Origin of the sequence: Margalitia sp. FSL K6-0131 (genome assembly GCF_038008735.1) — a bacterium.
In the GTDB taxonomy this organism is placed as follows: domain Bacteria; phylum Bacillota; class Bacilli; order Bacillales; family Bacillaceae_C; genus Margalitia; species Margalitia shackletonii.
The window spans coordinates 1-23,406 of sequence record NZ_JBBOZS010000003.1; the positions used below are offsets into that span (position 1 = coordinate 1).

Sequence of the window (23,406 nt, forward strand, 5' to 3'; positions counted from 1 at the left end):
GTCGAAGCAGAGTTTTTAGGAGTTTTTCAATATTCAAATGTTATACCTCCTTCTCCAATGATAGGCGGCCATCCAGGTGGAGTAATTGCATATCCAATAGCAGTAGTAAAATTTAACGAAAAAATAAAAGAAGTTAAGTTATCGGATATAACATTTAAAAATTAAATTGTTTTGTATTTCGAAGATTATCTGAAGGAGGAATAATAAATGTCAAAAGATAGAAAGTTGTTAAAAGAAATTGGATATGACGAAAAATTGCTGAACTCCATGACAGATGAAGATTGTGAAGCAGAAGTTATTGAAATACAAACTGGCGGTCACGAATGAACCATTAAGTTCAGTAAGGAGGATTAGGATTGAGTGAGGAAAAAGGAGCAGTAAAAGCCTATTATATAGAGAAAAAACGAAATGAGAAAATATTTGAGTTAATAACAGAATTTGAAGATAGACTCACGAAAGCTATTGAAGAAAATTATAAGCGTCGTGATGGTTATAGTGAAGAATATCAGGTGGGAATAAAAGTTGGACTTGAGACAGCTAAATCTATGTATCTTGTACAAGTATGGCAAGAAATACAACGATTATATGAATGAACCATTATGTATAACAACAATAAGCCTACTTTTCAGTAGACTTATCAATTATAACTTTATATTGTTGAGCTTGTTCTAATGTCCATATAGGAGTAGATGCAAGAACTTGGATTGGTTCTGGAAGTGGTGGTCTTACTTTTTTACCCTCTCGCTGACGGGAATATTTAGTGCTTAATCGTGCTTTATCCCAGCCGAGAATTTCAGCGAATTCTTTTAAACCAACAAGAGGGGGGATTACTCCCCCAATTCAAAACCAATGATTTCTTTAGGTTCGTCACTGTATTCTGTATCAGCAAAAACAGGATAGTATTTGTTTTCTTGTACTGATTCATGAGACATATCATCTTCAAGGTTTCTTTCGTGAATTAATACAGTGTCGCCATTTTCAAGTTTGAATTCGTAATGCTCTACAACATGGTTAAATTTTGATGATTGAATTTTAATCATTTAACACATCTCCTTTTAATAAGTGATAACTTTGTTATCTTTATTATATCATATACGATAACTTTGTAAACACTTTTTTGAAGAAATGTTAAAAATACTTTTATTTGTTAATGTCGTATATCGAAGATTATGCGAAGGAGTGAACTAATTTGCTTGAACCAAAAGATGTAATTAAATCTTTAAAGAAAAACGACAAAGTAATGATTGTGTATGGGGAAAATAAGGACTTGTTTCAGGGCTATGTAACAGAGATTAATGAAAATAATCTAATTATCCATGAGTATGTATCTGATATCTATAGAACATTCAATATGGGTAGTATTATGGAAATTAGTAAAATATAATACTGCAATTTGGGTGTCAGTCAAAGAATATTATCTTTTACAAGAACGGAGGAAAAAAATGAATGAAATAAATTACAAATCGCTGCATTCAAAGAGCAAAGGGTTATTTAGATACATTCTGTTTATTTCGTTACTTTCTATGTTTCTCATTGCAGCTTTTTTCCTTGTTGCATATTTCAAATTTGCTATAGTTAATCTTGTAGTTTGGCTAGTGGTAGGTATTGTAATTCTTATTGGCCTATCTCTAATTATTGAAATTGGATTAGGCTTATTATGTTTAGGTATAATAGGCGCTTTTATTTTCTTGCTGATCCACATTATATTTTAGTAAATTCAGTACGATTATTAATGAAAATACATTTACTAAAAATAGTAATTGGATTGTAATTAGTAAATTGAGTAATTGTAGGAAAAGATTTTGCATGATATAATATTAGAACCAAATGAAGGTGTCAGTGAAAATGATTTTTGGTTATGCTCGTGTAAGTAGTATAGATCAGAACTTGGACAGGCAAATAGATGCCCTTGAAAAGTTTGGATGTGAAGAAATAGTAGTTGAAAAGGAAAGTGGTGTAGTTGAACGGCCTGAATTCGAAAAGCTTTTAAAAGAAATACGGAGGAAAGATGTAATTGTTTGTGAAGATCTAACTAGATTTGGTCGCTCCCAATTGCATATATTGCAGGTAATAAACGAACTTAAAGAAAAAAAGGCAGGTTTAATTACGCTAAAGGAACGAATTGATACTCGTGAAGAAAACCCGTATTCCGATTTAATTATATCCATCTTTGCTGCAACAGCAGAATTTGAAAGGAAAATAATAAAAGAAACGCAAAGAGAAGGAATATTAAGAGCCAAAAGTAAAGGGAAATACAAAGGAAAACAACGTAAGTATCATAAAGAAGCCAGGAAACCCGAGGATAGACTTATCTATGAAGAAATAGTAAGATTATTACAACAAGGTATAAAAAAAGTGGATATAAGTGATAAAACAGGAGTATCGCGCCCGACAATAAATAAGATTGAAAAAGAATTAATGGATGAAATAAAGCCTAAAAAAATAAATTAAGAAAGGTGTGAAGGTATATGTTTAATGAGAAAAAGACCATCGAAGAACTTTTAAAAGTAGCGCAAAAAGAAAATAAAAAAACAAGTATTCCTCCTCGAAAATTTGAACGTACAGAAGACGGTAAAATAATTTTAGATCCAAATAAGCAATTCGATAAGGAATGGTTTGATAATGACGAAGCATTCGACGTCCTATAAATTGGAGTTTGGAAAAGTATACACAGCCTATATTGTATTTAAAGACAACATTACCGAGGGGAAACGGCGGCCAGTCATTTTATTTCAGAATCAAGAAAACGATTATATAACTGCCTTTCAAGTATCAAGTCAAGTAGATACTCCTTTTAATATAAAATATGGGTATGAAATAATAGATTGGGAGAAAACAGGATTTAAAAAACCTTCAATAGCGAACCTTCACCCAAAAGATTTGCTTGAATTAAAATCATCTGACTTGAAAGTAATAGTGGGTGAACTCACTGATAGAGATAAAGTTGGATTATTAGAAAAATACATTTCTGTTCAAAGAAGAATTAGGAATATGGAAAACGAAATGGAAAGATAAAAATCGTTGAGAAAAATAAGAACTCAACGATTTTTTTATTGCATAGTTTCGTGCGTATATGTACTAAAATGAGTAAAAGTCCTAACGATACTAAAAGAACTATTTCTTTTTCGTTCTTACAGGTAAACCATATTTCTTATTAGAATCAATTCCTTTTTTAGCGATATTTGCAGCTTCCTTTTTTGTCATTTTCATGATTTCTCCTCCCATATTATCCTCGTAATTCTTTAATAAAATTATTACCAATAATCAAACTATTTATACATAACCCTATAATCACATTCATATATTGAAAATAAGTCTAGGACACTAAGACAGTGGTCTAAAAGTATTTTCATGATGGAGGATAATATGGTAGAAGTAAAGAGGACTCGAAAAGAACGTTCTGATAAGAAGAAGGACATAAAACCAACTGTTCCAATAACTCTGAAAGAAACAGTTCATCGTATTTCATATATTACGAATAAGCCAGTAAAAGACGTTGCTGAAGAAATATGTTTATTAGGTTTTGAAAATCGGCCAATCATTGAAAAGTTATCAAAACACTTAAGAAGGGATTTTAAATACAAAAATACGATATTTATTGGAAACATTGAAAGAACCTCGTTGCAAAGGGAAAGAATTAATGGCGCTTCAGATAGAATTACTATTCGTTTTAAACAAACAGATTATGATAACATTTGTAATTTAGCGTATGCTCTTGATGTAACACCTTCTAAAGCCACGGCATTATTATTAGAGTGCAGTGTTAAAAGCAGTAATATAATTAACAAATATATAAAAAGTTATTTAAAAGAACACCTTGATCAAGCCAGGATGAGAGAACTAAAAAAAATCATAAAATATATTAATCAAAATAATCCAGATGAAGAATTTTCTTGGTCGGAATTTCTATCCTTTATTGTTGATGAAATAAAAACCGAAACGTCAAATATCACCAACACACTTAAAATTTGGATAGATAGACACAAATAATATTGTTATTCCCTTTAAATCAAATTAGGTTAATTAGTAAAATTACTAAATATAATACTTGTACTAAAATGAGTATATATAGTATAATGTAAATACAAAGTAAATATACTATTTTTATTTACAATACTAAAAACAGTAATTATACTAATAATAGGACTTGAGAGGGGAAATAATAATATGGCAAAAGTTATTAACGTGGCAAACTTTAAAGGTGGAGTGGGGAAAACTACCACAACAGTATTAACATCGTATATCTTGGCCAAAAAAGGATATAAAACATTAGTAGTGGATTTAGATCCCCAAGCGAATGCAACCGATATGCTACTTAGAACTGCTGATATTAAAAAAACAGAAACAACCTTGTATGAAGCAATGAAGAATAAGGATTTTTCTCAATGTTTAATTTCAATTAAAGAAAATTTAGACATTCTTCCATCAGACCTCGACTTAGTAGGTTTTCCAATGTTATTAAATGAGATAGTGAAAGACGACAATTACAAACGAGCGTATTACGTAGACTATTTACTAAGAGCATTGCATGATATGTATGATTTTATTTTCATTGACGTTCCACCTACCATATCGGACTATACAAATAACGCTGTCGTTGCTTCTGATTATGTTTTAATTGTAATGCAAACTCACGAACGTTCATTATCTGCTGCTGAAAAATTCATACCATATTTACAAGGGATGATTGATAATTACGGCGCTCGAATTGAACTTTTAGGAGTAGTTCCCGTACTTATGAAAAATGATGGTACGATTGATGGCTATGTAATGGAATTAGCAAAAGACATATTCCAAGAAAATTTATTTAAAACAACAGTTAAAATCAGGGAAAGAATTAAACGCTTTGATGTAAATGGTATCACAGAAGAAGATCATCATGATGCACAGGCTTTGAAAATGTATGAAAAATTAGTTGATGAAATGCTAGAAAGAATAGAAGGGATTGAAGGATAAAATGGTACAACCACTTAATAGACAAAAAAGAGATTCAGAAACAAAAAATCCATTTTTAGAAATCGAAAAAAAGGAAGTTGTTGAAGCTGAACCACTTAAAACAATGAAAGTACCTGAAAGCACACACAAAAAACTTTTAGCACTTTCAAAATTAAAAAATAATAAGCTCTATGAAATGGTGGATCAACTTGCAGAATCTTATATAGACAATCTTACCGAAGAAGAAAAAGCCATTTTTAACTTTATGCTTAGTAAAGATTAAACGTAATTTTCAATGAAAAAAAGAGAAAAAAATGAATAATCATCATTTCTTCTCTTTTTTTTCTTTAAAAAATAATTTTACATTTAATAAAAAATAATGATAGAATGCTATTAAATACAAGTTGCGAGTAATTCGCAAAAAATAACAAAAAAAATCCCCCACCTGGACAATTTTTTAGGTCTCTCGGTCGGCAAACTAAGAACCTAAAAAACATAGAATGTGGAGAATATTTTTTCACGTTATTTACTTATGTGTGTTTATTATACCATAGGTTTATTTGTTGTGAAAAGTATTTCCTCCAACATTTTTCTGCCAATTTTGGTAGGGGAATCAGGAGGTTTTTTTATGTCTCAATACTTTGATATTTACGAAGAATATGGATTAAAACATTATCAGATACCAAAAGTTTTCTTTACTAGCAAATTATATGAATCTCTTTCATTACAATCCAAAATTGCTTGGGCTATTTTAAGGGATCGTTTTAGCTTATCCAAGAAAAACGGGTGGTACGAAAAAGATACTAAAAGAATTTATTTTATTTTCTCTAACAAAGATTTGATGGAAATATTGAATATTAAAAGTGAAACAACAATTACAAAAATAAAAAAAGAATTAGAAAAAGCAAAGCTATTAGAACAAAGAAGAATGGGATTAACAGTCCCCAATCGCCTTTATTTACTTAAACCAATAGTTACAGAAGAAGATATTTACAAAATTGATAAGACAGAAGCAGTACCTGATGAAAATGAATATATTCCTACCCCATATACAAAAAAGGAAAATGAAAATTTTAATGAATCCAGAACCACAAAAAATGGAGTTCAGAGTAATATCAACAGAACCACAAAAAATGGAGTTCAGAGTAATATCAACAGAACCACAAAAAATGAAGTTCAAGAACCTCATAATGTGGAGTCTATTAATACTGAATCTATTAATCTTACATATAAAGATACATATAAAGATACGATTAAATTAAGTTCATTTGAATCACTTGATAGAGAAATAGATATGCAAAAAGAAAAACTATTAAAAAATAGTCTCAAAGATAAAATGCCTGAAAGAATATATGAATGCCTAAATGTATTCTGTAATACATTTGATGAAATGTATAATTATTATGGTGTCCTATTGCGGGGAAAAGACAAAGCTTGTAAAGAAAGACAAGCTATGATACGATTTGAAGATTTTGAAGAAGAATACCATCAATGTTTACTTTCATGTTTCAGAAACGAAAAAAACATAGATGAATTTAAAAATTATTTATTTACAAGTATTTATTTATTGACTGATCAAATAATTGCAGAACTACAAAAAAATAAAAATAATAGTACGTTCAACGAAATGACTAAATGGCTACGGGAATTTTAAACTACCCTCGTATAGTTAGAATTATCAATCAGCAGAAAAAAGGAAAAAAATATTGTTCTAATAACATAAATGATGGGTACATTTTCCCAATAAAGAAAAAATCTTATAAATTGCCTTTTTATAACTTTGGTCTGTTATAATAAAAGTGCATTTTTATTATAGGTCTATTCTTAAATGAATGAATAACAAATTAGCATAATTCGACATAAAGGTGAAACTTTGGTACTATTCTTTTAAAGAATTCGAAATAACTTTTATTAACAAATTAGGAGAAATGAACCAGAAAAAAGGTTGTTGAAAATGTTATCACTCGTGGATTTAAAAAAGAAGCTTCTTGAAGAAAAGATACTTTTAAATCATTCTTACAAAGATATTGCAAATGAAATTGGAATTTCCAATGCGAGCATCACGAATTTCATCAACTTTATTGATAATGCCAATTCCAATTGTTCTGAAAGTAATTTCGATACTGTTTTAAATCTAACACAAAGGTATTTTAACAAAACAGGTGATATTTTAGAGATTATGAAGGACTATAAAAAACGGATTCATAGACCCAATAATCTTAAAATGTTACTAGAATTTGCAGATGAATATCAAGAATACGATTTTTTATTAGAGGTTATTCAGACAAGTTTGAGAGCAAAAAATGACAAATTAAAAGCTATAGCCACTGTTTATGAATTGATTTATAAACGGAATACAAAAGCTATTCGTAGTGAAGAAATACGGTCACAACTATCTATGTTAAAACATGGACAACCGAAGGAAGCAAACATTTTATTATGGATACTGGAAGCATATATTTTTTATGATTTACGTGATTATCATTTATTAAAATACAACTTAGAAGTACTTGACGAGATTCTACCTGAAGCAAATGATGACTATGTACTAAAAAGATATCATTTAAGGAAAAACGAATTAAAAATGAGATACCTCCTAAATTGTAATAAGCTTCAAGAATGTAGAGGAATAGCAAACCATATTATTAATACTACGGACAATGTCCGATTAGTCGCCCATTCTTTGTATACAATAGGACTATCATTCATGTTTGAATCATTCTCTAAGTGTCGAGAATTCTTGGGAAGGTCACAAAAACTTTATTCCTTTATCGATCATGCTGCTTCTGTAAAAGTGATAAATTTATATTTAACATTATGCAAATGTATACATGGAATTCCCGTTGATTTAAACGTGGATGAAATATCCGAACTAGATAATATTTATTTAAACATTAAATTGAACAAAAGACATAAAGCTAATAGACTTTTAGAAAACTATGTCAATAATCATAAAAATATCGAAGAAGAACTTCCATTCCTATTATTTTTAAAGGGCCTATTAGAAAAAAATAAAGATATCTTATGGGAATCATACGTTCGTTACATCAAACAAGGTGACTTATTTTTTGCGAATTTTCCTAATATAGAGCTAAGAAAAATGGGGGTTACTCATTATTCTTTTTTTAATAATCAGAAAGAGGGGGTTTCAGTATGAAAAAGTTATTTATGATTATTATGGCGAGTGCAACCATATTCACATTAAGCACTAACTTAACGAAAAGTAGCACCGATCAGACATATACCACCTATTATATTAGTGGTCACAACGGTGATGTTGGGATGGGAAATTAAACTTAATATGAATTAGAAATGGACAGTCTTTAAAATAAGGACTGTCCATCAATTATTTAAGGAGAATTTAACGATTTTTCTTTTTCGAAAATCATTTAAAAAATGTAAACAAATTCCACTATCTGCGTTTAAAAACACGTCAAAAGGGGAGATTTCTGTGAATGTTAAACAACTTAGTGAAAAAGAAATTTTACTTTTACAAGGAATACATTTAATGCTTCAAAAACAAAACACTTCAAGTGAAGCACGTAATATTATAAGCAATATCAAAGAAAAAGAGATATTATTTAAATACATTGTTAGTTAAAAGTGAATGATGGAACTATTATCTATTTAATAGTTCTTTTTCTTTTGATTCATTTCAGCTTGGATATACCCTTTTGAAAAAGTTAAAATATCTCTGGATAATTCTCTTCTTGTATTCTCATCTAAACTGTTTAATAATTCTAAGAGTTCTCTAGCTTCTTTATCTATTTTAAATTTCTCTTTCGGATCAAACACACTTTGTTCTTCGTTCCCCAGCAAGTAGTCTACTGAAACCTTATATAAATGAGATAAAAGTAAGAGTTCTTCAGGAGTAAAGGGATTCTCCCCTGTTTCCTTCTTTCCATAAGCAACCCTACTAACCCCTAAATAGTCAGCGATATATTGTTGAGTAAAACGACTGTCTGTTTCTTTTTTTTTCTCTCTTAATTTTTTTAAACGTTCACCAATACCCTTACGAACATCCATATTTAATCACCCTCAATAAGAATAAAAATAATAATGATAACATTTATTTTCATTTTTTGATAATAAATATTTGCATTGTAACCTGTAGTTACGTTATAATTTGATTAACGATATCGAAATTATTTTTTATGTACATGTACTTTATTAGCATTTGAAAAGGGTGTGATTAATATCCAATTAACTAAATCCTCTACAAATAATAATGCTCGCTTATGGCTAAAAAAAATTAGGTTAGAAAAAAGATTTACACAAGAAAACGTGGCAAAACAGTGCAATATTTCTAGGCCATTATATAGTCAAATTGAAGCAGGATTAAAAAGCCCAGGCCATATAAATGCTAAAAAAATTGCACAGCTTTTAGGCTTTGACTGGACGATGTTTTTCGAAAATATGGATGAATAAACCAACAACAATTATTTAATTTAGCCCTTTATGTTCTTGTTTTAAACATAAAGATGAAATTTAATGTAGAAAATTTAAAATACTATAGATACTTTATCTTTAAAAAAATATAGAATTACACAATTCTACAGATTAATTATAGCAAAAGCTAATTTTCCTTTCATTAGTTTTATAAAGCAATGAAGGAAAATTATTTGATAAAATCAATACCTTTAAGAAAACTTACTATAAGTTTGAAGGGAGTAAAAAAATGAATATATTCTCCGATAAAAGAATTAACAAGGCTGCTACCAGAAAAAGGGTGGAACAAATATTTGAACAGTACCAAGTATATAAGCTTAGATTAAAAGTAGAAAAAACACCTAGTTTAAGCTCTCAAATACAATTAGTGCCAGCTTTTTCGAATAGTTTTCATTCTAAATCCGAAACCTTCATCTGCAAACAAGAAGAAGCTATAGAGTTTATTAAGATGGTGGAAGATGCCGTTTCATTACTACCTTATGAAAAGGAAAGAGAACTCATTACATTAAGATACTTACAAAGTGATAGAATTCTTGAAAGTGAAGTCAGAGACCAAATTATGGTAAGTGAGAGAACATACTACCGATATAAGGAAAGTGCATTAATACACCTTGCGTTTATTCTACAAGTCGTTGTATATAAAAAAGTTCTTTACCATTGCAATGATTGTGGGTCGGAAATATACGATGAATATGAATGGAATGTAGAAGATGATAACACAACAAAGCCCAAATTATGTTGCGTTTGTCATGAGAAGGCCTTGGTAAAAAACTAGATAAATAAGGGGGATTTAAAATGATGATAAATAAAATAAGGTCAAATATAAAAATAACATTTTTCTTTTTAGTTATATCTTTATTTTTCTTGGGGAATAAGAATCAAGCATACGCAGCCGTGAACTTTCATACTTCAGATAATCCAGGGAAAGCCCAAATAACTATTACAACCGATAATACAGGAAATAATCTAGCAAAAGCTTCAGGAGTTGCAGGCGAATTTCTAAAAGGCGGATATGTGCCGGAGACAAAACAATTTTACTTAACAGGTTCTTATGAAGGTACGGTAACTAATGGCCAAAAAGTGGAAATATTTATTCCAACGGGGAATGAACAAGGAACATTTATTGTTGATGTTACAACGGTTAAAAAGACAACATCTAACCCAACACCTGCACCAAAACCGAAACCAAATCCGACACCAACACCAAAACCAACACCGAAACCAACACCAAAGCCAACGACGAAACCGACGCAACCAACAACATCAAAGAATAACTCAACAAATACAAGTAAAAGTAATTCGAATAAATCCAGTAGTACTAAAGAGCCAACAAAAATCACCGTATCAAAGCCAAAACAGAAAGAAAAAACAATAGTTGAAAATAAAAAAGAGACTGTAATCCCAAAGGAATCTAGTAAAAAAAACGATTCAAAAGCAAAGTATTACTCAATCGAAGAATTAAAGAAAATGCATGCAAAGGTACAAAAAAATGAAAATCATTACTTTGCAGTAGTAACAGATAAACATATAAAGCAAGAAATAACAAGAGAAGAAGCTTTAATGCTCGGCTATAAGGACGATACCAAAAAGGAAGCTACTAAACTAACAGTTACAAATAATAAGAGTCCAATAGTTACCAAGAATGATAACAATAATGCTAAAAATAAAGAGAAGTCTGTTAAAGATGAAGAAGTAAAATCCTCTAATTTAAACGTACCACTAATTACAAGTGGAGTAGTAGGTTTGGCAGCTATAACATTTGGATCATTGTTCATTTTCCATCCTAGATTTAAGGATATCTTTACAAGAATGATAAATAAGTTTAAAAAATAAAAAGCAAATAAAACCTGTTAGGAGGGGAAATATGAATTGTCCAAAATGTTCATCCGGGGTATTAGAACAATTAGGATATATAAAGATTAAATTTAATGTAAATGGGTATCTGGATTTTGAACATTCCATGGATAAAAAGACTGAGTTTGCACCTTTATTTATTTGTAGCCTTGATGAATGTTCACATGTAGTTACAAGTGCATTACCAAGAACATTACATGAGGGGAAAAAGTTTTATAGAGAGAAAATGTATAGAGAAGGATTATTATTAGTCCGTTAGATTGGGAAAGCCTTATATTTAAAATATAAGGTTTTTTTTATAAGTAGTTGGCATATCTTTGACAGTTCTCTGACAGATTGAAGGCAGAATTTAGGCATAATAAAGGCAGTGCTTAGGCATGGAAGGTGAGCTATAATGATATTGTGGAAATAGTAGATAGATGAATTGTTTTATCCTCTATCCACTAATTTAAAATTTCAAAATGATTAATATTTAAGAGACTTGTAGATACGTTTAGTTCTACAAGTTTTTTTATTGAAAAAGGAGTGGAAAACAATGTAAATATTTGAATAAACAAACCGAGTTCAAAAACAAAAAAATATCGGAAAGGAAATGATCTATTAAAATGAAGAAGAATTTCACAAAAAAAATTTTTGCAGGCGCATTTGCTGCGCTTATAGGAGTTACGGCAATTAGCGCTCCAAGCTTCGCAGCTGAAACGCCTTCTAGTGCAAGCACACATGTTACTCAACAAATTTTAGGAGGTACTAGAGATGTATCTGTAACTCCTTCAACACAGTTTAAGGATGTAACTTTGGATGGAAGCATTCAAAAGACGAATGCAGATCCTGGGGTTTTGTCATTAAAGGATGCTTCGGGAACAGGGGAAGGTTATCGTATAACGGTTTCAGCTACACAACTTAAAACTGTGACACCTTCAGGTGGTTTTACTAGTGGAACATCGGCTAGAACTTTACCGAAAGGTTCATTAGTACTAAAAAATAATAATGCAGCAATTAATGCAAATGGTGGTACTACATCAGTAAAGCCAAATTGGACAGGCTCCTCATGGGTAATTGACAGTGGTTCACCTGTGGCAGTACTTTCTGCAAACAAAGATACTGGAATGGGAAAATACGATGTTGATTTTGGAAGCGATAATTTAGAGCTAACACTTAATCCTGCCACAACTTATGTTGATACAGTAAACTACGCTGGTAAAGCTACTCCATATGAAACAGACATTACTTATACTATTATTTCGGGGCCATAAGCATAATGGGAAGGTAGATGTAAACATTACATCTACCTTTAATGGTGAAAAATCATGAAATTATATAAGTCAGTAGTTTTAACCATATTAGTTATTTGTATGTTTACAGTAACAACAGGATTTTCTAAAAACGCTTCCGACAACAATCAACAATCACTTCCATTTTCAGTGTCCTTAAATTTACCACAAAATCAAGTTGAAGGTGTAAAAAGTTATTTTGATTTGAATGTACGTCCAAACACAACACAAAAATTATCAGTACTAATTAAAAATTTATCTTCAAAAGAAATAACTGTAAATATGATGATGGCTAATGCCTTAAATAGTCCGCAAAGTGGAATCATCTATCAGAAAGAAAGAAAAAATGATTATGCTCGCTTGATAGACCGTTCTTTCTATATGGATCAATACATCGAAGTTCCAGAAACAATTAAATTAAAGCCTTTTGAAACAAAAAAAACAGAAATTAAAGTAAATATCCCAGACAAAAAAGGTGTACTACTTGGGGGATTACTCTTTAATCAAAAAGAGGATAACAAGAAAAAGGTGGAAAAAACAAAAAATGACGTATCAGTAAAAGGAAATATAAAAATTGGAACTGCTATAGCAATCCAATTAAATTATCCAAAGAAAGAAAGGCAGGTTCCTTTAAATATTATTGATGCATCCAATCAAGTTTTTTTAGGGGGCAGCTTTGTTAACTTTCAACTAACGAATAAGAATGCTGATCTTATAAAGAATGTTTCCTATGATTACAAGGTAATGAATAGTAAAGATAACAAAACGCTATTTAAAGGGAAAATCCAACCGTTCAATGTTGCGCCTAAATCAGAAGTTAAAATGAGAATCCCGTGGGAAGGTAAGACCATTGAATCAGGTCAGTATAAATTAGTTTTGCATGAAACTAATTCAAACAATGAAATAGAAAAACCATTCGAAATTGAAAGAACAGATGTTAAGGAATATGCGAAGGCTACTAATCAAAAAGTTTCAACTCCATTCTTACAACTTCCTTGGTATACATGGGGAGGGGGCAGCTTATTACTTGTATGCATAGTGATATTTGCTTATAGATTTGGAAAGAAGAAAAATAAACAATCTAACACTGAATCAGAAGGGAAAAAGGTTGCTTAATAAGGGGGTGTGTTAGTGAAGAAATTATTTAAGGTTATAATACCCTTCATTATCTTTATTAATGTTTTAAGTTACTTTAATGTTGAACAATCAAATGCTGCAACAAATCCAGCTAGCAAAACAAAGGACTTTCAATTTGCGCAAAGCACTTCACAGAATCAAACTCAAACAATAAATATCCCTAATTTAACAAAAGTAAATAATATTACGGTTGATAACGGGAAAGTCCAATGGACAGTCGACGGTGAAAACATAAAGTTAAATTTAACCGGGGGAACAGGAAAACAGGTACAAACTGGAGGGACATACATTCCGGCAGACACAAAGTTTGTTACCGATCAAACTTCTGCCAGCTATAACAAAGATGGATATAGTGGAACTTTAACAGGATATGTAATAAGTGGAAGTTACACTCCTAGTGATACAAAATGGGTTACAAATCAAACTTCCCCCAACTACAATTCTGGAGGTTATAGTGGTACCTTAAGTTCATATGTATACAGTGGTAGTTATACTCCTGGTTCATGCAAGACTGCGTCTAGATCCACTACTATAGACCCTAGAAAAGGTGAATCACTCCCCGGTAGTATGTATTATAATGATGGAACTTATTCTGGAACTTTATCTTACACTGGTAGTGGTAGTAATGGTGTTTATGTAACAGGATATTATTCAGGAACAGTTTGTTCTTCTGGAACAGATACAAGGGTATGGCGATACGAAGGATATGTTACAAAGCCAGCAGTAGATACAAGGGTATGGCGATATGAAGGAAATGTAACAAAACCAGCCCAAGACACTAGAACTTACACTACTATGTACTCTTATTCTGTAACTGTGGATTACGAGGATATTGTTTATAATCCTCCAAACTTAGATCCAAATAGTGGTCTAGATTTTAGTGGAACACAATTTTACCGTATACCAACGATACAACCTTATTTAGTAAACAATTTTACTTGGGGAATCATGGTTAAACCAAAAAGTTTACAACAAGAAACGCTTGTTTCAAACTCAACTATTTCATCTAAAGATATATCTATAAAAATAGAAGGAGACTCGAAAGTCCACGCCTATGTTTCTATTAATGGTACAAGCTTCGACGCAATGTTTGATGGTTCATTGTTAACACTAAATGGATGGAATTATATTGGTTTAACTTATGACGGTCAAAACGTTAAATTATACCTTAATGGAAAATTAATGGATAGTGTAGCTGCTACGGGTTCTGTTTCATATTCAGGAACGGATTTATACATTGGGGCGAATCCAACTTCTACCGGGGGAACCACTAAACCATTTATAGGTAAAATAGATAACGTTCGTATTTGGAATAGGGCATTAGATTACACAGAATTAATGGATGCAACAGCAGGTAAATATCCAGGTTCAGGTTTAATTGGTTGTTGGGTTTTTGATAAATTAACAACAGGTATATCGTTTGATAAAAGTAGTAATAGAAATGATGCTACAGGATATAACTTTTCATCGGATATGACTTTGACTGCTTCGAATATTGATGACTTAGGTATGACATTAAATTGGGGTAGTATTTCCAATGCCACAGGTTATCGTTTAGAAAGAAATGGCCAAACGATATATCAAGGAAACAATCTTAATTATTTTGATGATGCGTTGATCTCGGACACTGATTACAACTATTCGGTAATACCTATTGGTGTTAATGGGACGGGTTCGCCTGGAAAACAAACATTTAGAACTGCCGTCGGTTCGTTACAAATAATAAGTGCACCGAAAGATATTGTTTTAAGTCCGTTAACTTTAGATGGCAATATTCAAAAATCATACGGTACCTTTAATGAAAAAATCATCGTTAAGGATACAAGAAAAATTAGAAGTGGTTGGATGTTACAAGTGGGAAGTACAAACTTTACAAGTAGTGATCAAAAAAGAAAATTCCCAATTAACTCTATCAATATGAAACCTGCTTTAAATATTGTTCAAACAAGGGGATTAAAAGGTAACTTACCAAGAATCATTAGCACCACACAATCAATAGATAAAGGTTCTCCTGTGACTGTTGTAAATTCAGATGCTACAAACTTAGGATATGGGATATATGAAATTACTTTACCAACCAATACTTTAGAAATTAACTTAAATCCTAGTTATGGTTATGTAAATGCAGATGGTTCACCATTAACTTATAGTACGGATTTAACGTGGACAATTATTCCATCTTAATTTAATAACATAAAAACCTTACAGAATATACTGTAAGGTTTTATTTTGCCTTGAAAGGGGGTGAAGATAGAATGGGTGAAAAATCAGGTGGTCTTTTTAACATGTTAGTTGTAGTTTGTATTGCTGGACTTGTTATTGCAGCAGTTTCAATTTTTTGGCCAGACGTTATGACTGCAATTAAGGATGGAACAATGAAACTAATTAAATCAGGATTTGATTCTGCGAACAGATCCGTAGGATTCATTGGATCTTTCTTTGGGATTAAATAATGAGCGATTATTGCTGCTTATATCATATATTAGAAAATTAGAAGTTTGTTTTTTTGATAGAAACAGACGTCTAATTTTCTTTTTATGAAAGGAGATTGGTATGAAACGAATACAGAAAGCACTTTATACAGGACTATTTGCTTTTTGTTTTTTATTTATGTCGCAAGCACTACATAGTCATGTATTTGCAGCTTCTTACTCTCCTTATGATGTTAACATGAGTGATTTTAACAAGAAAACAAAAGCAGATCGTGGGAATTCATTTGAAAGTGGAAAAAAACTTGTTTACGATGTCTATTATGATGACAGCAATACAGATGGTTGGAGTGTTGTAAATAGGAATTATGGAAAAGGAGCACAACCCTATTTAGAGTTCAAAGGATGGTCGGCAATAGTAGGTTATCATAATCATTACAGTGACAACCAAGAAACGTATATTTGGTTAAAAAATAGGCAAGACGGAAGAGATAAAGTTTACAAGGCCGAGCAATTAGCAAATGATGCTTCTAAAGACTTGGAATACAATAGGATGAGTTCAACGGGTCCAATTAATACTCCGTGTAAAGACAGCGATTATAACAAAAATAATGAAAAGTGTAATATGTACTACAAAAGCGTTGGATTTAAAGTACATATTCCTTTAAATGACTTATTCCCTAAAGGAGAAGAAAGTACAAAATGGAGTATCTATATTGTTAAAAAAGTTGAAAACAAAGTCCTCTATGATGAAATGCGATTACCTTTCGAATTTAGCGATTTAGATTTTAACGATGGCAAAATTAATTTGTCGAGTGGTATTAATGCCAAACAATTAAGAATGAATACGGAAGGAGTTCTGCGTCGGGCAAAGCCAAGAGAGGGCGGATTGGATAATCGAATTTACTTTACTCAAGGCGCCACCTATCAAATGAAAACCTATGACCAAAGTGGTGTTGTAATATGGTATGGTGTTGCTAGTCCTAAAGATGGTGGTAAAACAAAATGGGCAGCCAGTCCTTATTGGAACTTTGCAGGAGAAATAGCCACAATTTCATATCAAAGTACAAAAAAAACATGCCCTGATGGTTCAGTTATTGATAGTACCCAAAAATGCTCTATTGATATAACAATAAAACATAAGGATAGTGGTTCAGGAAAGATATTGAGAACAGACCATAAGACTTTAAAAGAAGGAACATCTTATACATTCGTACCTGAAAAAAAAGGTGTTTTTAAAGATAGTAAAGGGAACCCTTATGTAGCTTCACCATCAACCCAAAAATTCACGGGAAAAGCAAGTAAAAATATTACTTTAACTTTTACTTATGCCGTATCAAAACCTGATCCATCGGAAACTCATCATAATGGAGGTTCAGGACAGGCAAATGGAAGCTTTCTGTGGAAACTATGGAAACCACAAGAAAGTACCAATAGCGTGATTCTATTGCAAAACAATATGAAAATAACCGGGGATCATTACCAAGTAAGAAATATTAAATATGGTATTAGTGTAAACAATGTATTTTCGCAATCTTCAAGTTCTCCTTTAAATCTTCAAATAGATGCTGACTCTATTAAAGGTAAAACGATTAATTATTCATTTGAATATGAGTATACGGATTATTCTCAGGACAATTATAAATGTGTAAAACAACAAGGGAAAGACTGTTTAAAATGGCAATATGTAAATACAACACCTGTCTGGGAAAAAGGGGAAACAGAGAAATGGCAAACGACTTTAGTGGCAGATCATCATCGAGGAGAAACAATCTTTGCAGATGAAGGGAATAGTGTACAACAGTTATTGGTAGGCCAAGATGCTAATTTCAATGGCAGCCCTGATTCTATTAGTAAAAATGACTACTATGAAACATTCATACTTCCTATTTCAACAACCAACCTAATTTCACAAGGTTGGTTTTATTTTGTTCAAAACCCAATTCAATATCAGGTTGATATACCAAATGAAACATGGCATGCAATACCTAAAGTTATGAGTTACTTTCCAGTGGATTTAGATCCAAATTTAAAAAGCAAATATCAAAATACAACTGGATATGATTATTCAGAATATGCAATTCCATTACGGATAGATTCAGTAAATAAAGCTGGCAGTTCAGAATGGAACATTAATGTCATTTCAAAAGATGATTTTTATTTAACCAAAAATACAGGTATGACGTTTTCGGTTCCTCATGGTTCTTCTATAGATACCGTTAATCAGGCAGCTAAAAGTGAATATGAGCGTTTCACGAAATCAACTTACTCCGATTCTGTACTGACAGATGGAAATAATCATTCCAAATATTATATACCTGTTGATGTTAACTCAAAACTACAACCGGAGACTGTATATCAAAATATGTTGGTACTTGGTCAACTAGGTTTAAGTGACATTACATTCGAATTTGGAAATAACTTTTCATTCCAGCGTTACTTATTAGGTAGTGTGTTTGATAACCCATTAGTAAATGAGCAACACGATCCTACCATAGATATTGAAAACTACCCTCATTCTATCGTTATTACTGATGATGAAAGACAACAAATACAAAAAATTGATTTCTCATCCTTTTTACTGCATGGATTCAGAATAACGGATGGTCAGAGAATCTTCGAAAGCATAAAGAAAATTTTAACAAACTTAGACATTTAAGAGGAGGAATCGAAATGGGAGAAACACTAAATAACCCATTTAATAATACTAATCCAAGTAATGAAAATAGCAGTTCAGGTAAACCAAAAAAGAATAAAAAGCCCGCGAAATTCAATGAACAGAAGAAAATGGCGGAAATGATTTTGGAATCAGAAAACCGTTCCTATTTTGAATGGTTGCATGAAAGACATATGGAATTGGTGCAAGAAAAATTACCTGAAATTCTACCAACCTTGCTCTTAAAAGGAGGTGAAAAGTAGATGGAACAGCTTATCACAACACTAACCAACTTTGCTACATGGGCACAGAAACCAGCTAGTGTATGTATAGTATTAGCGCTAATTGTTTGTGGCTATTGTTTTAAATTAGGAGGTCAACAGGGACGTGCAATAGCAAAGGGGATTCTTATTGGCTGCATTGTAGGTGCAATCTTAGTCTATGGTGGTTCAGCACTAGGAAATTCCTTAACTACCAATATGAAATTTAGTTGAAGTTTAAGGAAGAAGAACATTTTTGTTCTTCTTCCTATATTATCAATTAGATAAGGAAGCTGATTTAAAGTGAGAGAACTCTATATTCAATTTAGTAATGACGGTCAAAATATACGAGCTATAGATAATGAAAAAAGATACTTTCTGTTTGAAGCAGAGGAAATCTTATATAAACTTCATTCTGACTTCAAAAAAAATGGGAGAGACGGTGGAGAAAAAAAATTCAATTTATTCATAGAAGAAGAACATATTTTAACAGCATTTTGTATCATAAGTGATGGTAAGTCCTTAGAAAGTATTATAAAGAACGCTATTACAACTACAGATGCGTGGGATGAAGAAAATAAAAATAAATATTTAAACTTTATTAATAACTATATTCAGCAGGAAAAAGAGTTATTTTTAGTGGAGACGTTTTATGCTTTCTCTAAGAATCTTGAGGAGTATTTAAAAAAAATACCATTTTCCTTTTCATTAGAGCAGCATAAGGCTATTTTTGAAACATTTTCTTCAAAAATAACAGAAGGTTTATTTAGTGAAATTGATAGCATTTGTAGTAAGATATATGATTGTTTAATCATTGAAGCCAAGTACCGGCATTTAGAAGAAAAGACGAAATTCAATGAATGGTTTAGTAATGCGGATAATTTCAAGAAATGGCTATTATTTTCTTCGACGTACTATTTTAGTTTTTCTATTTCCCGTATTAGTACTATTCGCTTGGATGTCCATGCATATCAAACCTTACAAGATTATTTATTCAACATTTTTGAAAGCGACGATTTTAATGAGTCACTCAAATGGAATGAGAAAATAGATCAGAGATTCGTTGATAAATGGATTGACCTGAATCGAAATGGAATCATATTGGATACAGAAGAAAAAGTAAAAGTAAGCGTAATAGAGCCTGTCGTTAACGAGTTCTTCACGGAAGAACTTGAAAGAACAACATCTAGTCTATCCCAAGAATATATTTTAAATTTAGGATATGTAGTCAAGCAAAGAAAAGAAGCAATGCCAAAAGCAGAAATTGTAAAAGTGCAAGAGGAAACGCTAAAAGCCAGTACTATCGAGAATGAAGAGGAAAACATCAAAGGAGATACACCTTCAGTAATAATAAATGAAGGCGATACGGAACTCCAAGATGATAGTTTTATGTCGTTTAGCCAAATGTTGAAATGGTACAAAGAAAGTGGAGTAGATCCTTTTTTTATCCCTTATTTTCACGGTTATAAGGACGAATATCTAATTGATGAAGTAAAAATTATGATTGAGTCATTAGCTAATCAAGAAATATCAGAAGAACAAAAAGAGCGCTTTGAAACAAAAAAACTATTTGAACTATATTCAGATGAAATATTATCTTTTATTCTTTGTGAAATAGAGATTGAACAAACAAAAAATCAGTTATTTAATGCCTATGTAATAGAAAAAGACAGTGAGCAGTTTGAATGGTGGGCATTGATTCAATATGTTTCATTCAATGCAAAAAAATTAATCAGAGGAAGTTAGTGGAGGGAAATAAATGGATACACATGTAGAACAATATTATGAAGAAGTAATGAAAAGAGAAATAGGAACATTTTGCTATCAAGAAGCAAAGAAAATTTGGAATAAGGCAAAGAAAACATTGACGGAAAACAAGTCTTTTTCCCCTTTTGTTTATTATGATAATAGCCAAAGAAACCATGTTTTTTGTGCAGGTAAAAATGATCAAGAATTAGACAAGCTTATTGAACTTAGTGCTGATGAAAGTTCTGACTTTATGGTTATTACTCCATTGCGGTTAAGTGAATTCTTTTCCAAAAGGTTTAAATTGGGGGAAGAATATATACGATTTGAAATCGCTAGTGAAATAGAAAAGGATCTTATTTTTCAAGCCGAAAGAGCCAACTTTTCTTTTTTTCAGCAGTCATTAAATGAAAAGGTTGCTAAAAGGAAAGGGCTTTTTTTTATTCCGTTAAACATTACTGAAACATCATCTACTGGATATCCCCGAGTGTTGATGGATATAAAAGAAAAAATTGAAAGAAACTTTAAAAATAAAAGAACCGTTAAAAACTGAATGATATAGGCAGTTATATGGAGGTGATACATTGAAAAACGTTACTAGTTTGGAATTTACAAGTGTTAATCATATGCTCGAAGAACTGAATGCTACGGATGAGGGCAGGTACTATTTATGTGATTGTCCAGAATGCAAGCAGCATGAAGCATTCGTTTATAAAAAAAACATAGGGTTTATCCAATGTAACCGTGATAACAAATGTGGGGTAAAGATCAACGTTAAATTTCATGAAAAATCACAAACGTACAAACTAAAAAAGGAAGCTAAAAGGGTTGAAGATGAAGCCGAACCTCTAACAGAAAATCAAAAATCGCAAATAGAATGGTTAACAAAGTTTCTTACCTTTCAGCAAGAACATGGCCAAAACCCTGAGTTAGAAGAATATCGTGGACTAAGTAGGAAAACAACCTCGCTCTTTAGTGTTGATTTAATGACAGAGAAAAATGTTAAATTGATGTTTTCGAGAATACCTGATCTCCTTAAAAAGGATTATTCAAACTCTTCTTTTATGACAAAACGAAATATAATCTTTTTTATTAAAAATAAAGAGAACAAGGTTGATTATATCCTTTTACGTTCAACCATTGACCCTGAAATAAAGAAAAAAGAAATACAACTATCAATAAATCCTCTAGATAATGCAAAAATCTTCTTCCATGATATCCCTAAAAATGCTACCAAAATAGTCTACGCTGAATCAATAATTGATGCAGCTTCTTTTCGTGAAATTGATGAGAATGTGGGCATAGTTGGGTTAACAGGGAACAGAAAAACACAGCAGTTATTAGACTTTATTAAGGAAAATCCCGATGTATTTAAAGATAAACTACACATTTTGGCTTTAGATAATGATGAAGCAGGAAGAGAAGCACACAGTAAAATTGAAAAAGTGCTATCAAGTGAAGGACATGAATACACGTCATTTAATTATTTAGAAGGGATTAAAGACCCAAATGAATTCCTTCAAAAAGACAGGCTAAAGTTTGAGGATACATATTTTGGTATCTTAGGAGAAAAGGAGAAGGAAAAGAAAATGGTTGAAGTGAAGGAAAATGGAAATAAAAATCTTGAAGTGAAAATAAATAATATGACTTATTTGAAAGATCAGGATCGTGCCTTAGTATCAATACAGTATGGGGAACTATTATTAAACAATATCACTGTAGAGGAGTATAAAGACTCTGTATTAATAAATTACCCGAGACAAAAAGGTGGTGATGATGTTTATCGTGATGTATATGTGTTTAATGACGATCCAAAATATAATCATGATAAACGAATGATAGAAGGTGCCTTGGTAAAGAATTTTTATGAACTGAAACATGGGCTAAAAGAGGAAGTTAAGAAGGAACCGATTAACATCACTATAAAGGATGATATAACCCCAAAAATTTTACGTTCTTATACATTTCAGAATGGTAATAAATCAGTAAATGTCGCTTATAAATCATTAATTATAAATAACGTGATAGTAGGTAAATCGAATGGAAAAGAATATGTAGGGTTTCCCTACTACAAGAAAAATGAAAATGAGATAAAGAATTATGTTAGTTCCTTTAAAAGTTTTTCCGAAAAATTATTAAAAGGTGTTGAGGAAAAAAATAAAAAAAACGAACTTGAGAAGTGAAATTACTCTAAATAGGAAAAATACTAAGAAGAGTAATTTTAGGATAAGGCGGTGTTTTGTTTGATATCATGGCTAAAATATTTAATAATTGCGTTTGTATTTACAGGACTGGCAGCAGTCCTTTTTTATTTTTCTACACAACAAAATTCAAATATTCGTGCTACACAAGAAGTCAAAAGTGCACTTAAATCAAGTGTTGTAGGGAGTTTGCGGCAAAATTATGATGATGTAAATATCAATAAAAAAGACGTTATGTCAAATCTAATCTTAGATATAGTAAAAACTCAAAAGGAGCATGGAAAAGCTATAAAAATAGACTATGTCTTTTTAAATCCTAGTGGAAGCCCTACGGAATTAGATTCAGAGATTTCTAGTATTCAATTCCGTATAGAACTTTTAAATAGTAAGAACGAAGTGGTATCAAAAAGTGTACAACGAATTACATTGAAAGGGGATAGTTAAATGGGTGAGAAGTTCGGCCTTTTA

General features: G+C 31.3%; 30 protein-coding genes. 28 read left to right on the forward strand and 2 right to left on the reverse strand.

What is annotated here, in order from left to right:
• Positions 1–356 precede the first annotated feature (356 nt).
• Entirely contained in the window at positions 357–593 is a 237-nt protein-coding gene (locus NSQ59_RS27500; RefSeq protein ID WP_340833337.1) for a hypothetical protein, read from the forward strand.
• A gap of 234 nt (positions 594–827) precedes the next feature.
• On the opposite strand, the gene NSQ59_RS27505 is transcribed toward NSQ59_RS27500, so the two are convergent.
• Positions 828–1,040 (reverse strand): hypothetical protein, encoded by a 213-nt coding sequence (locus NSQ59_RS27505; RefSeq protein ID WP_340833338.1) that lies wholly within the window; start codon positions 1,038–1,040, stop codon positions 828–830.
• 149 nt (positions 1,041–1,189) lie between these two features.
• Between NSQ59_RS27505 and NSQ59_RS27510 the strand changes: the two genes are divergently transcribed.
• The 12 genes from NSQ59_RS27510 (at position 1,190) to NSQ59_RS27565 (ending at position 8,536) form a co-directional block, all read left to right on the forward strand.
• Positions 1,190–1,384, forward strand: a complete 195-nt coding sequence (locus NSQ59_RS27510; protein ID WP_340833339.1) for a hypothetical protein — start codon at positions 1,190–1,192, stop codon at positions 1,382–1,384.
• Positions 1,385–1,442: 58 nt separating this feature from the next.
• Positions 1,443–1,712, forward strand: a complete 270-nt coding sequence (locus NSQ59_RS27515) for a hypothetical protein (RefSeq protein ID WP_340833340.1) — start codon at positions 1,443–1,445, stop codon at positions 1,710–1,712.
• A 133-nt stretch (positions 1,713–1,845) separates the two neighbouring features.
• Positions 1,846–2,451, forward strand: a complete 606-nt coding sequence (locus NSQ59_RS27520) for a recombinase family protein (protein ID WP_340833443.1) — start codon at positions 1,846–1,848, stop codon at positions 2,449–2,451.
• Between the two features lie 17 nt (positions 2,452–2,468).
• The gene (locus tag NSQ59_RS27525) at positions 2,469–2,648 is read left to right on the forward strand and encodes a hypothetical protein (protein ID WP_340833341.1); all 180 of its coding nucleotides are present in this window, start codon (positions 2,469–2,471) and stop codon (positions 2,646–2,648) included.
• Positions 2,623–3,015 (forward strand): hypothetical protein, encoded by a 393-nt coding sequence (locus NSQ59_RS27530; protein WP_340833342.1) that lies wholly within the window; start codon positions 2,623–2,625, stop codon positions 3,013–3,015. Before NSQ59_RS27525 ends, NSQ59_RS27530 begins: the two co-directional genes overlap by 26 nt.
• 351 nt (positions 3,016–3,366) lie before the next feature.
• Complete coding sequence (locus tag NSQ59_RS27535; RefSeq protein ID WP_340833344.1) at positions 3,367–3,990, forward strand: hypothetical protein; 624 nt, start codon at positions 3,367–3,369, stop codon at positions 3,988–3,990.
• Positions 3,991–4,167: 177 nt separating this feature from the next.
• Entirely contained in the window at positions 4,168–4,956 is a 789-nt protein-coding gene (locus NSQ59_RS27540) for a ParA family protein (protein WP_340833346.1), read from the forward strand.
• Position 4,957: 1 nt separating this feature from the next.
• Entirely contained in the window at positions 4,958–5,218 is a 261-nt protein-coding gene (locus tag NSQ59_RS27545; RefSeq protein WP_340833347.1) for a hypothetical protein, read from the forward strand.
• Between the two features lie 345 nt (positions 5,219–5,563).
• Positions 5,564–6,589: a replication initiator protein A gene (locus NSQ59_RS27550; RefSeq protein WP_340833349.1), complete on the forward strand. Its 1,026-nt coding sequence runs from the start codon at positions 5,564–5,566 to the stop codon at positions 6,587–6,589.
• A gap of 300 nt (positions 6,590–6,889) precedes the next feature.
• A complete protein-coding gene (locus NSQ59_RS27555; protein ID WP_340833351.1) occupies positions 6,890–8,092 on the forward strand; it encodes an AimR family lysis-lysogeny pheromone receptor in 1,203 nt (400 codons plus the stop codon).
• The gene (locus tag NSQ59_RS27560) at positions 8,089–8,229 is read left to right on the forward strand and encodes a hypothetical protein (protein ID WP_340833352.1); all 141 of its coding nucleotides are present in this window, start codon (positions 8,089–8,091) and stop codon (positions 8,227–8,229) included. Before NSQ59_RS27555 ends, NSQ59_RS27560 begins: the two co-directional genes overlap by 4 nt.
• Before the next feature lie 157 nt (positions 8,230–8,386).
• On the forward strand, positions 8,387–8,536 hold the full coding sequence (locus NSQ59_RS27565; RefSeq protein WP_340833353.1) for a hypothetical protein: 150 nt from the start codon (positions 8,387–8,389) through the stop codon (positions 8,534–8,536).
• 26 nt (positions 8,537–8,562) lie between these two features.
• On the opposite strand, the gene NSQ59_RS27570 is transcribed toward NSQ59_RS27565, so the two are convergent.
• Positions 8,563–8,961: a helix-turn-helix domain-containing protein gene (locus NSQ59_RS27570; protein ID WP_340833355.1), complete on the reverse strand. Its 399-nt coding sequence runs from the start codon at positions 8,959–8,961 to the stop codon at positions 8,563–8,565.
• A 162-nt stretch (positions 8,962–9,123) separates the two neighbouring features.
• Here NSQ59_RS27570 and NSQ59_RS27575 point away from each other — a divergent pair, with 162 nt between their 5' ends.
• From NSQ59_RS27575 to NSQ59_RS27645, 15 genes are all read left to right on the forward strand, one after another.
• Positions 9,124–9,363: a helix-turn-helix domain-containing protein gene (locus NSQ59_RS27575; RefSeq protein WP_340833357.1), complete on the forward strand. Its 240-nt coding sequence runs from the start codon at positions 9,124–9,126 to the stop codon at positions 9,361–9,363.
• Between the two features lie 250 nt (positions 9,364–9,613).
• Complete coding sequence (locus NSQ59_RS27580; RefSeq protein ID WP_340833358.1) at positions 9,614–10,159, forward strand: ArpU family phage packaging/lysis transcriptional regulator; 546 nt, start codon at positions 9,614–9,616, stop codon at positions 10,157–10,159.
• A 20-nt stretch (positions 10,160–10,179) separates the two neighbouring features.
• Positions 10,180–11,217, forward strand: a complete 1,038-nt coding sequence (locus tag NSQ59_RS27585; protein ID WP_340833359.1) for a hypothetical protein — start codon at positions 10,180–10,182, stop codon at positions 11,215–11,217.
• A gap of 31 nt (positions 11,218–11,248) precedes the next feature.
• Positions 11,249–11,497, forward strand: a complete 249-nt coding sequence (locus NSQ59_RS27590) for a hypothetical protein (protein WP_340833360.1) — start codon at positions 11,249–11,251, stop codon at positions 11,495–11,497.
• Positions 11,498–11,843: 346 nt separating this feature from the next.
• Positions 11,844–12,491, forward strand: a complete 648-nt coding sequence (locus NSQ59_RS27595; RefSeq protein WP_340833362.1) for a WxL domain-containing protein — start codon at positions 11,844–11,846, stop codon at positions 12,489–12,491.
• A 54-nt stretch (positions 12,492–12,545) separates the two neighbouring features.
• Entirely contained in the window at positions 12,546–13,625 is a 1,080-nt protein-coding gene (locus NSQ59_RS27600; RefSeq protein ID WP_340833364.1) for a DUF916 domain-containing protein, read from the forward strand.
• Between the two features lie 15 nt (positions 13,626–13,640).
• The gene (locus NSQ59_RS27605) at positions 13,641–15,830 is read left to right on the forward strand and encodes a LamG domain-containing protein (protein ID WP_340833367.1); all 2,190 of its coding nucleotides are present in this window, start codon (positions 13,641–13,643) and stop codon (positions 15,828–15,830) included.
• A 71-nt stretch (positions 15,831–15,901) separates the two neighbouring features.
• Positions 15,902–16,099, forward strand: coding sequence for a hypothetical protein (locus NSQ59_RS27610; protein ID WP_340833369.1), 198 nt, complete (start codon positions 15,902–15,904; stop codon positions 16,097–16,099).
• A gap of 217 nt (positions 16,100–16,316) precedes the next feature.
• A complete protein-coding gene (locus tag NSQ59_RS27615; RefSeq protein ID WP_340833370.1) occupies positions 16,317–18,734 on the forward strand; it encodes a hypothetical protein in 2,418 nt (805 codons plus the stop codon).
• A gap of 14 nt (positions 18,735–18,748) precedes the next feature.
• Positions 18,749–18,994, forward strand: coding sequence for a hypothetical protein (locus tag NSQ59_RS27620; RefSeq protein ID WP_340833372.1), 246 nt, complete (start codon positions 18,749–18,751; stop codon positions 18,992–18,994).
• A complete protein-coding gene (locus NSQ59_RS27625) occupies positions 18,995–19,225 on the forward strand; it encodes a hypothetical protein (RefSeq protein WP_340833375.1) in 231 nt (76 codons plus the stop codon). It abuts the gene before it with no gap.
• A 69-nt stretch (positions 19,226–19,294) separates the two neighbouring features.
• Positions 19,295–20,737 carry a hypothetical protein gene (locus NSQ59_RS27630; RefSeq protein WP_340833376.1) on the forward strand — a complete coding sequence of 481 codons (1,443 nt, stop codon included), beginning with the start codon at positions 19,295–19,297 and terminating at the stop codon, positions 20,735–20,737.
• A 13-nt stretch (positions 20,738–20,750) separates the two neighbouring features.
• Positions 20,751–21,290 carry a hypothetical protein gene (locus NSQ59_RS27635; RefSeq protein ID WP_340833377.1) on the forward strand — a complete coding sequence of 180 codons (540 nt, stop codon included), beginning with the start codon at positions 20,751–20,753 and terminating at the stop codon, positions 21,288–21,290.
• A gap of 49 nt (positions 21,291–21,339) precedes the next feature.
• Complete coding sequence (locus NSQ59_RS27640) at positions 21,340–22,920, forward strand: toprim domain-containing protein (protein ID WP_340833378.1); 1,581 nt, start codon at positions 21,340–21,342, stop codon at positions 22,918–22,920.
• A 60-nt stretch (positions 22,921–22,980) separates the two neighbouring features.
• Complete coding sequence (locus NSQ59_RS27645; RefSeq protein ID WP_340833380.1) at positions 22,981–23,382, forward strand: hypothetical protein; 402 nt, start codon at positions 22,981–22,983, stop codon at positions 23,380–23,382.
• Positions 23,383–23,406 lie beyond the last annotated feature (24 nt).

What these genes read in the sequence shown, in the direction of transcription:
- NSQ59_RS27505 (WP_340833338.1), bottom strand. Translation starts at nt 1,040, where the DNA reads ATGATTAAAATTCAATCATCAAAATTTAACCATGTTGTAGAGCATTAC.
- NSQ59_RS27515 (WP_340833340.1), top strand. Translation starts at nt 1,443, where the DNA reads ATGAATGAAATAAATTACAAATCGCTGCATTCAAAGAGCAAAGGGTTA.
- NSQ59_RS27520 (WP_340833443.1), top strand. Translation starts at nt 1,846, where the DNA reads ATGATTTTTGGTTATGCTCGTGTAAGTAGTATAGATCAGAACTTGGAC.
- NSQ59_RS27525 (WP_340833341.1), top strand. Translation starts at nt 2,469, where the DNA reads ATGTTTAATGAGAAAAAGACCATCGAAGAACTTTTAAAAGTAGCGCAA.
- NSQ59_RS27530 (WP_340833342.1), top strand. Translation starts at nt 2,623, where the DNA reads ATGACGAAGCATTCGACGTCCTATAAATTGGAGTTTGGAAAAGTATAC.
- NSQ59_RS27535 (WP_340833344.1), top strand. Translation starts at nt 3,367, where the DNA reads ATGGTAGAAGTAAAGAGGACTCGAAAAGAACGTTCTGATAAGAAGAAG.
- NSQ59_RS27540 (WP_340833346.1), top strand. Translation starts at nt 4,168, where the DNA reads ATGGCAAAAGTTATTAACGTGGCAAACTTTAAAGGTGGAGTGGGGAAA.
- NSQ59_RS27545 (WP_340833347.1), top strand. Translation starts at nt 4,958, where the DNA reads ATGGTACAACCACTTAATAGACAAAAAAGAGATTCAGAAACAAAAAAT.
- NSQ59_RS27550 (WP_340833349.1), top strand. Translation starts at nt 5,564, where the DNA reads ATGTCTCAATACTTTGATATTTACGAAGAATATGGATTAAAACATTAT.
- NSQ59_RS27555 (WP_340833351.1), top strand. Translation starts at nt 6,890, where the DNA reads ATGTTATCACTCGTGGATTTAAAAAAGAAGCTTCTTGAAGAAAAGATA.
- NSQ59_RS27560 (WP_340833352.1), top strand. Translation starts at nt 8,089, where the DNA reads ATGAAAAAGTTATTTATGATTATTATGGCGAGTGCAACCATATTCACA.
- NSQ59_RS27570 (WP_340833355.1), bottom strand. Translation starts at nt 8,961, where the DNA reads ATGGATGTTCGTAAGGGTATTGGTGAACGTTTAAAAAAATTAAGAGAG.
- NSQ59_RS27580 (WP_340833358.1), top strand. Translation starts at nt 9,614, where the DNA reads ATGAATATATTCTCCGATAAAAGAATTAACAAGGCTGCTACCAGAAAA.
- NSQ59_RS27585 (WP_340833359.1), top strand. Translation starts at nt 10,180, where the DNA reads ATGATGATAAATAAAATAAGGTCAAATATAAAAATAACATTTTTCTTT.
- NSQ59_RS27590 (WP_340833360.1), top strand. Translation starts at nt 11,249, where the DNA reads ATGAATTGTCCAAAATGTTCATCCGGGGTATTAGAACAATTAGGATAT.
- NSQ59_RS27595 (WP_340833362.1), top strand. Translation starts at nt 11,844, where the DNA reads ATGAAGAAGAATTTCACAAAAAAAATTTTTGCAGGCGCATTTGCTGCG.
- NSQ59_RS27600 (WP_340833364.1), top strand. Translation starts at nt 12,546, where the DNA reads ATGAAATTATATAAGTCAGTAGTTTTAACCATATTAGTTATTTGTATG.
- NSQ59_RS27610 (WP_340833369.1), top strand. Translation starts at nt 15,902, where the DNA reads ATGGGTGAAAAATCAGGTGGTCTTTTTAACATGTTAGTTGTAGTTTGT.
- NSQ59_RS27615 (WP_340833370.1), top strand. Translation starts at nt 16,317, where the DNA reads ATGAGTGATTTTAACAAGAAAACAAAAGCAGATCGTGGGAATTCATTT.
- NSQ59_RS27620 (WP_340833372.1), top strand. Translation starts at nt 18,749, where the DNA reads ATGGGAGAAACACTAAATAACCCATTTAATAATACTAATCCAAGTAAT.
- NSQ59_RS27625 (WP_340833375.1), top strand. Translation starts at nt 18,995, where the DNA reads ATGGAACAGCTTATCACAACACTAACCAACTTTGCTACATGGGCACAG.
- NSQ59_RS27635 (WP_340833377.1), top strand. Translation starts at nt 20,751, where the DNA reads ATGGATACACATGTAGAACAATATTATGAAGAAGTAATGAAAAGAGAA.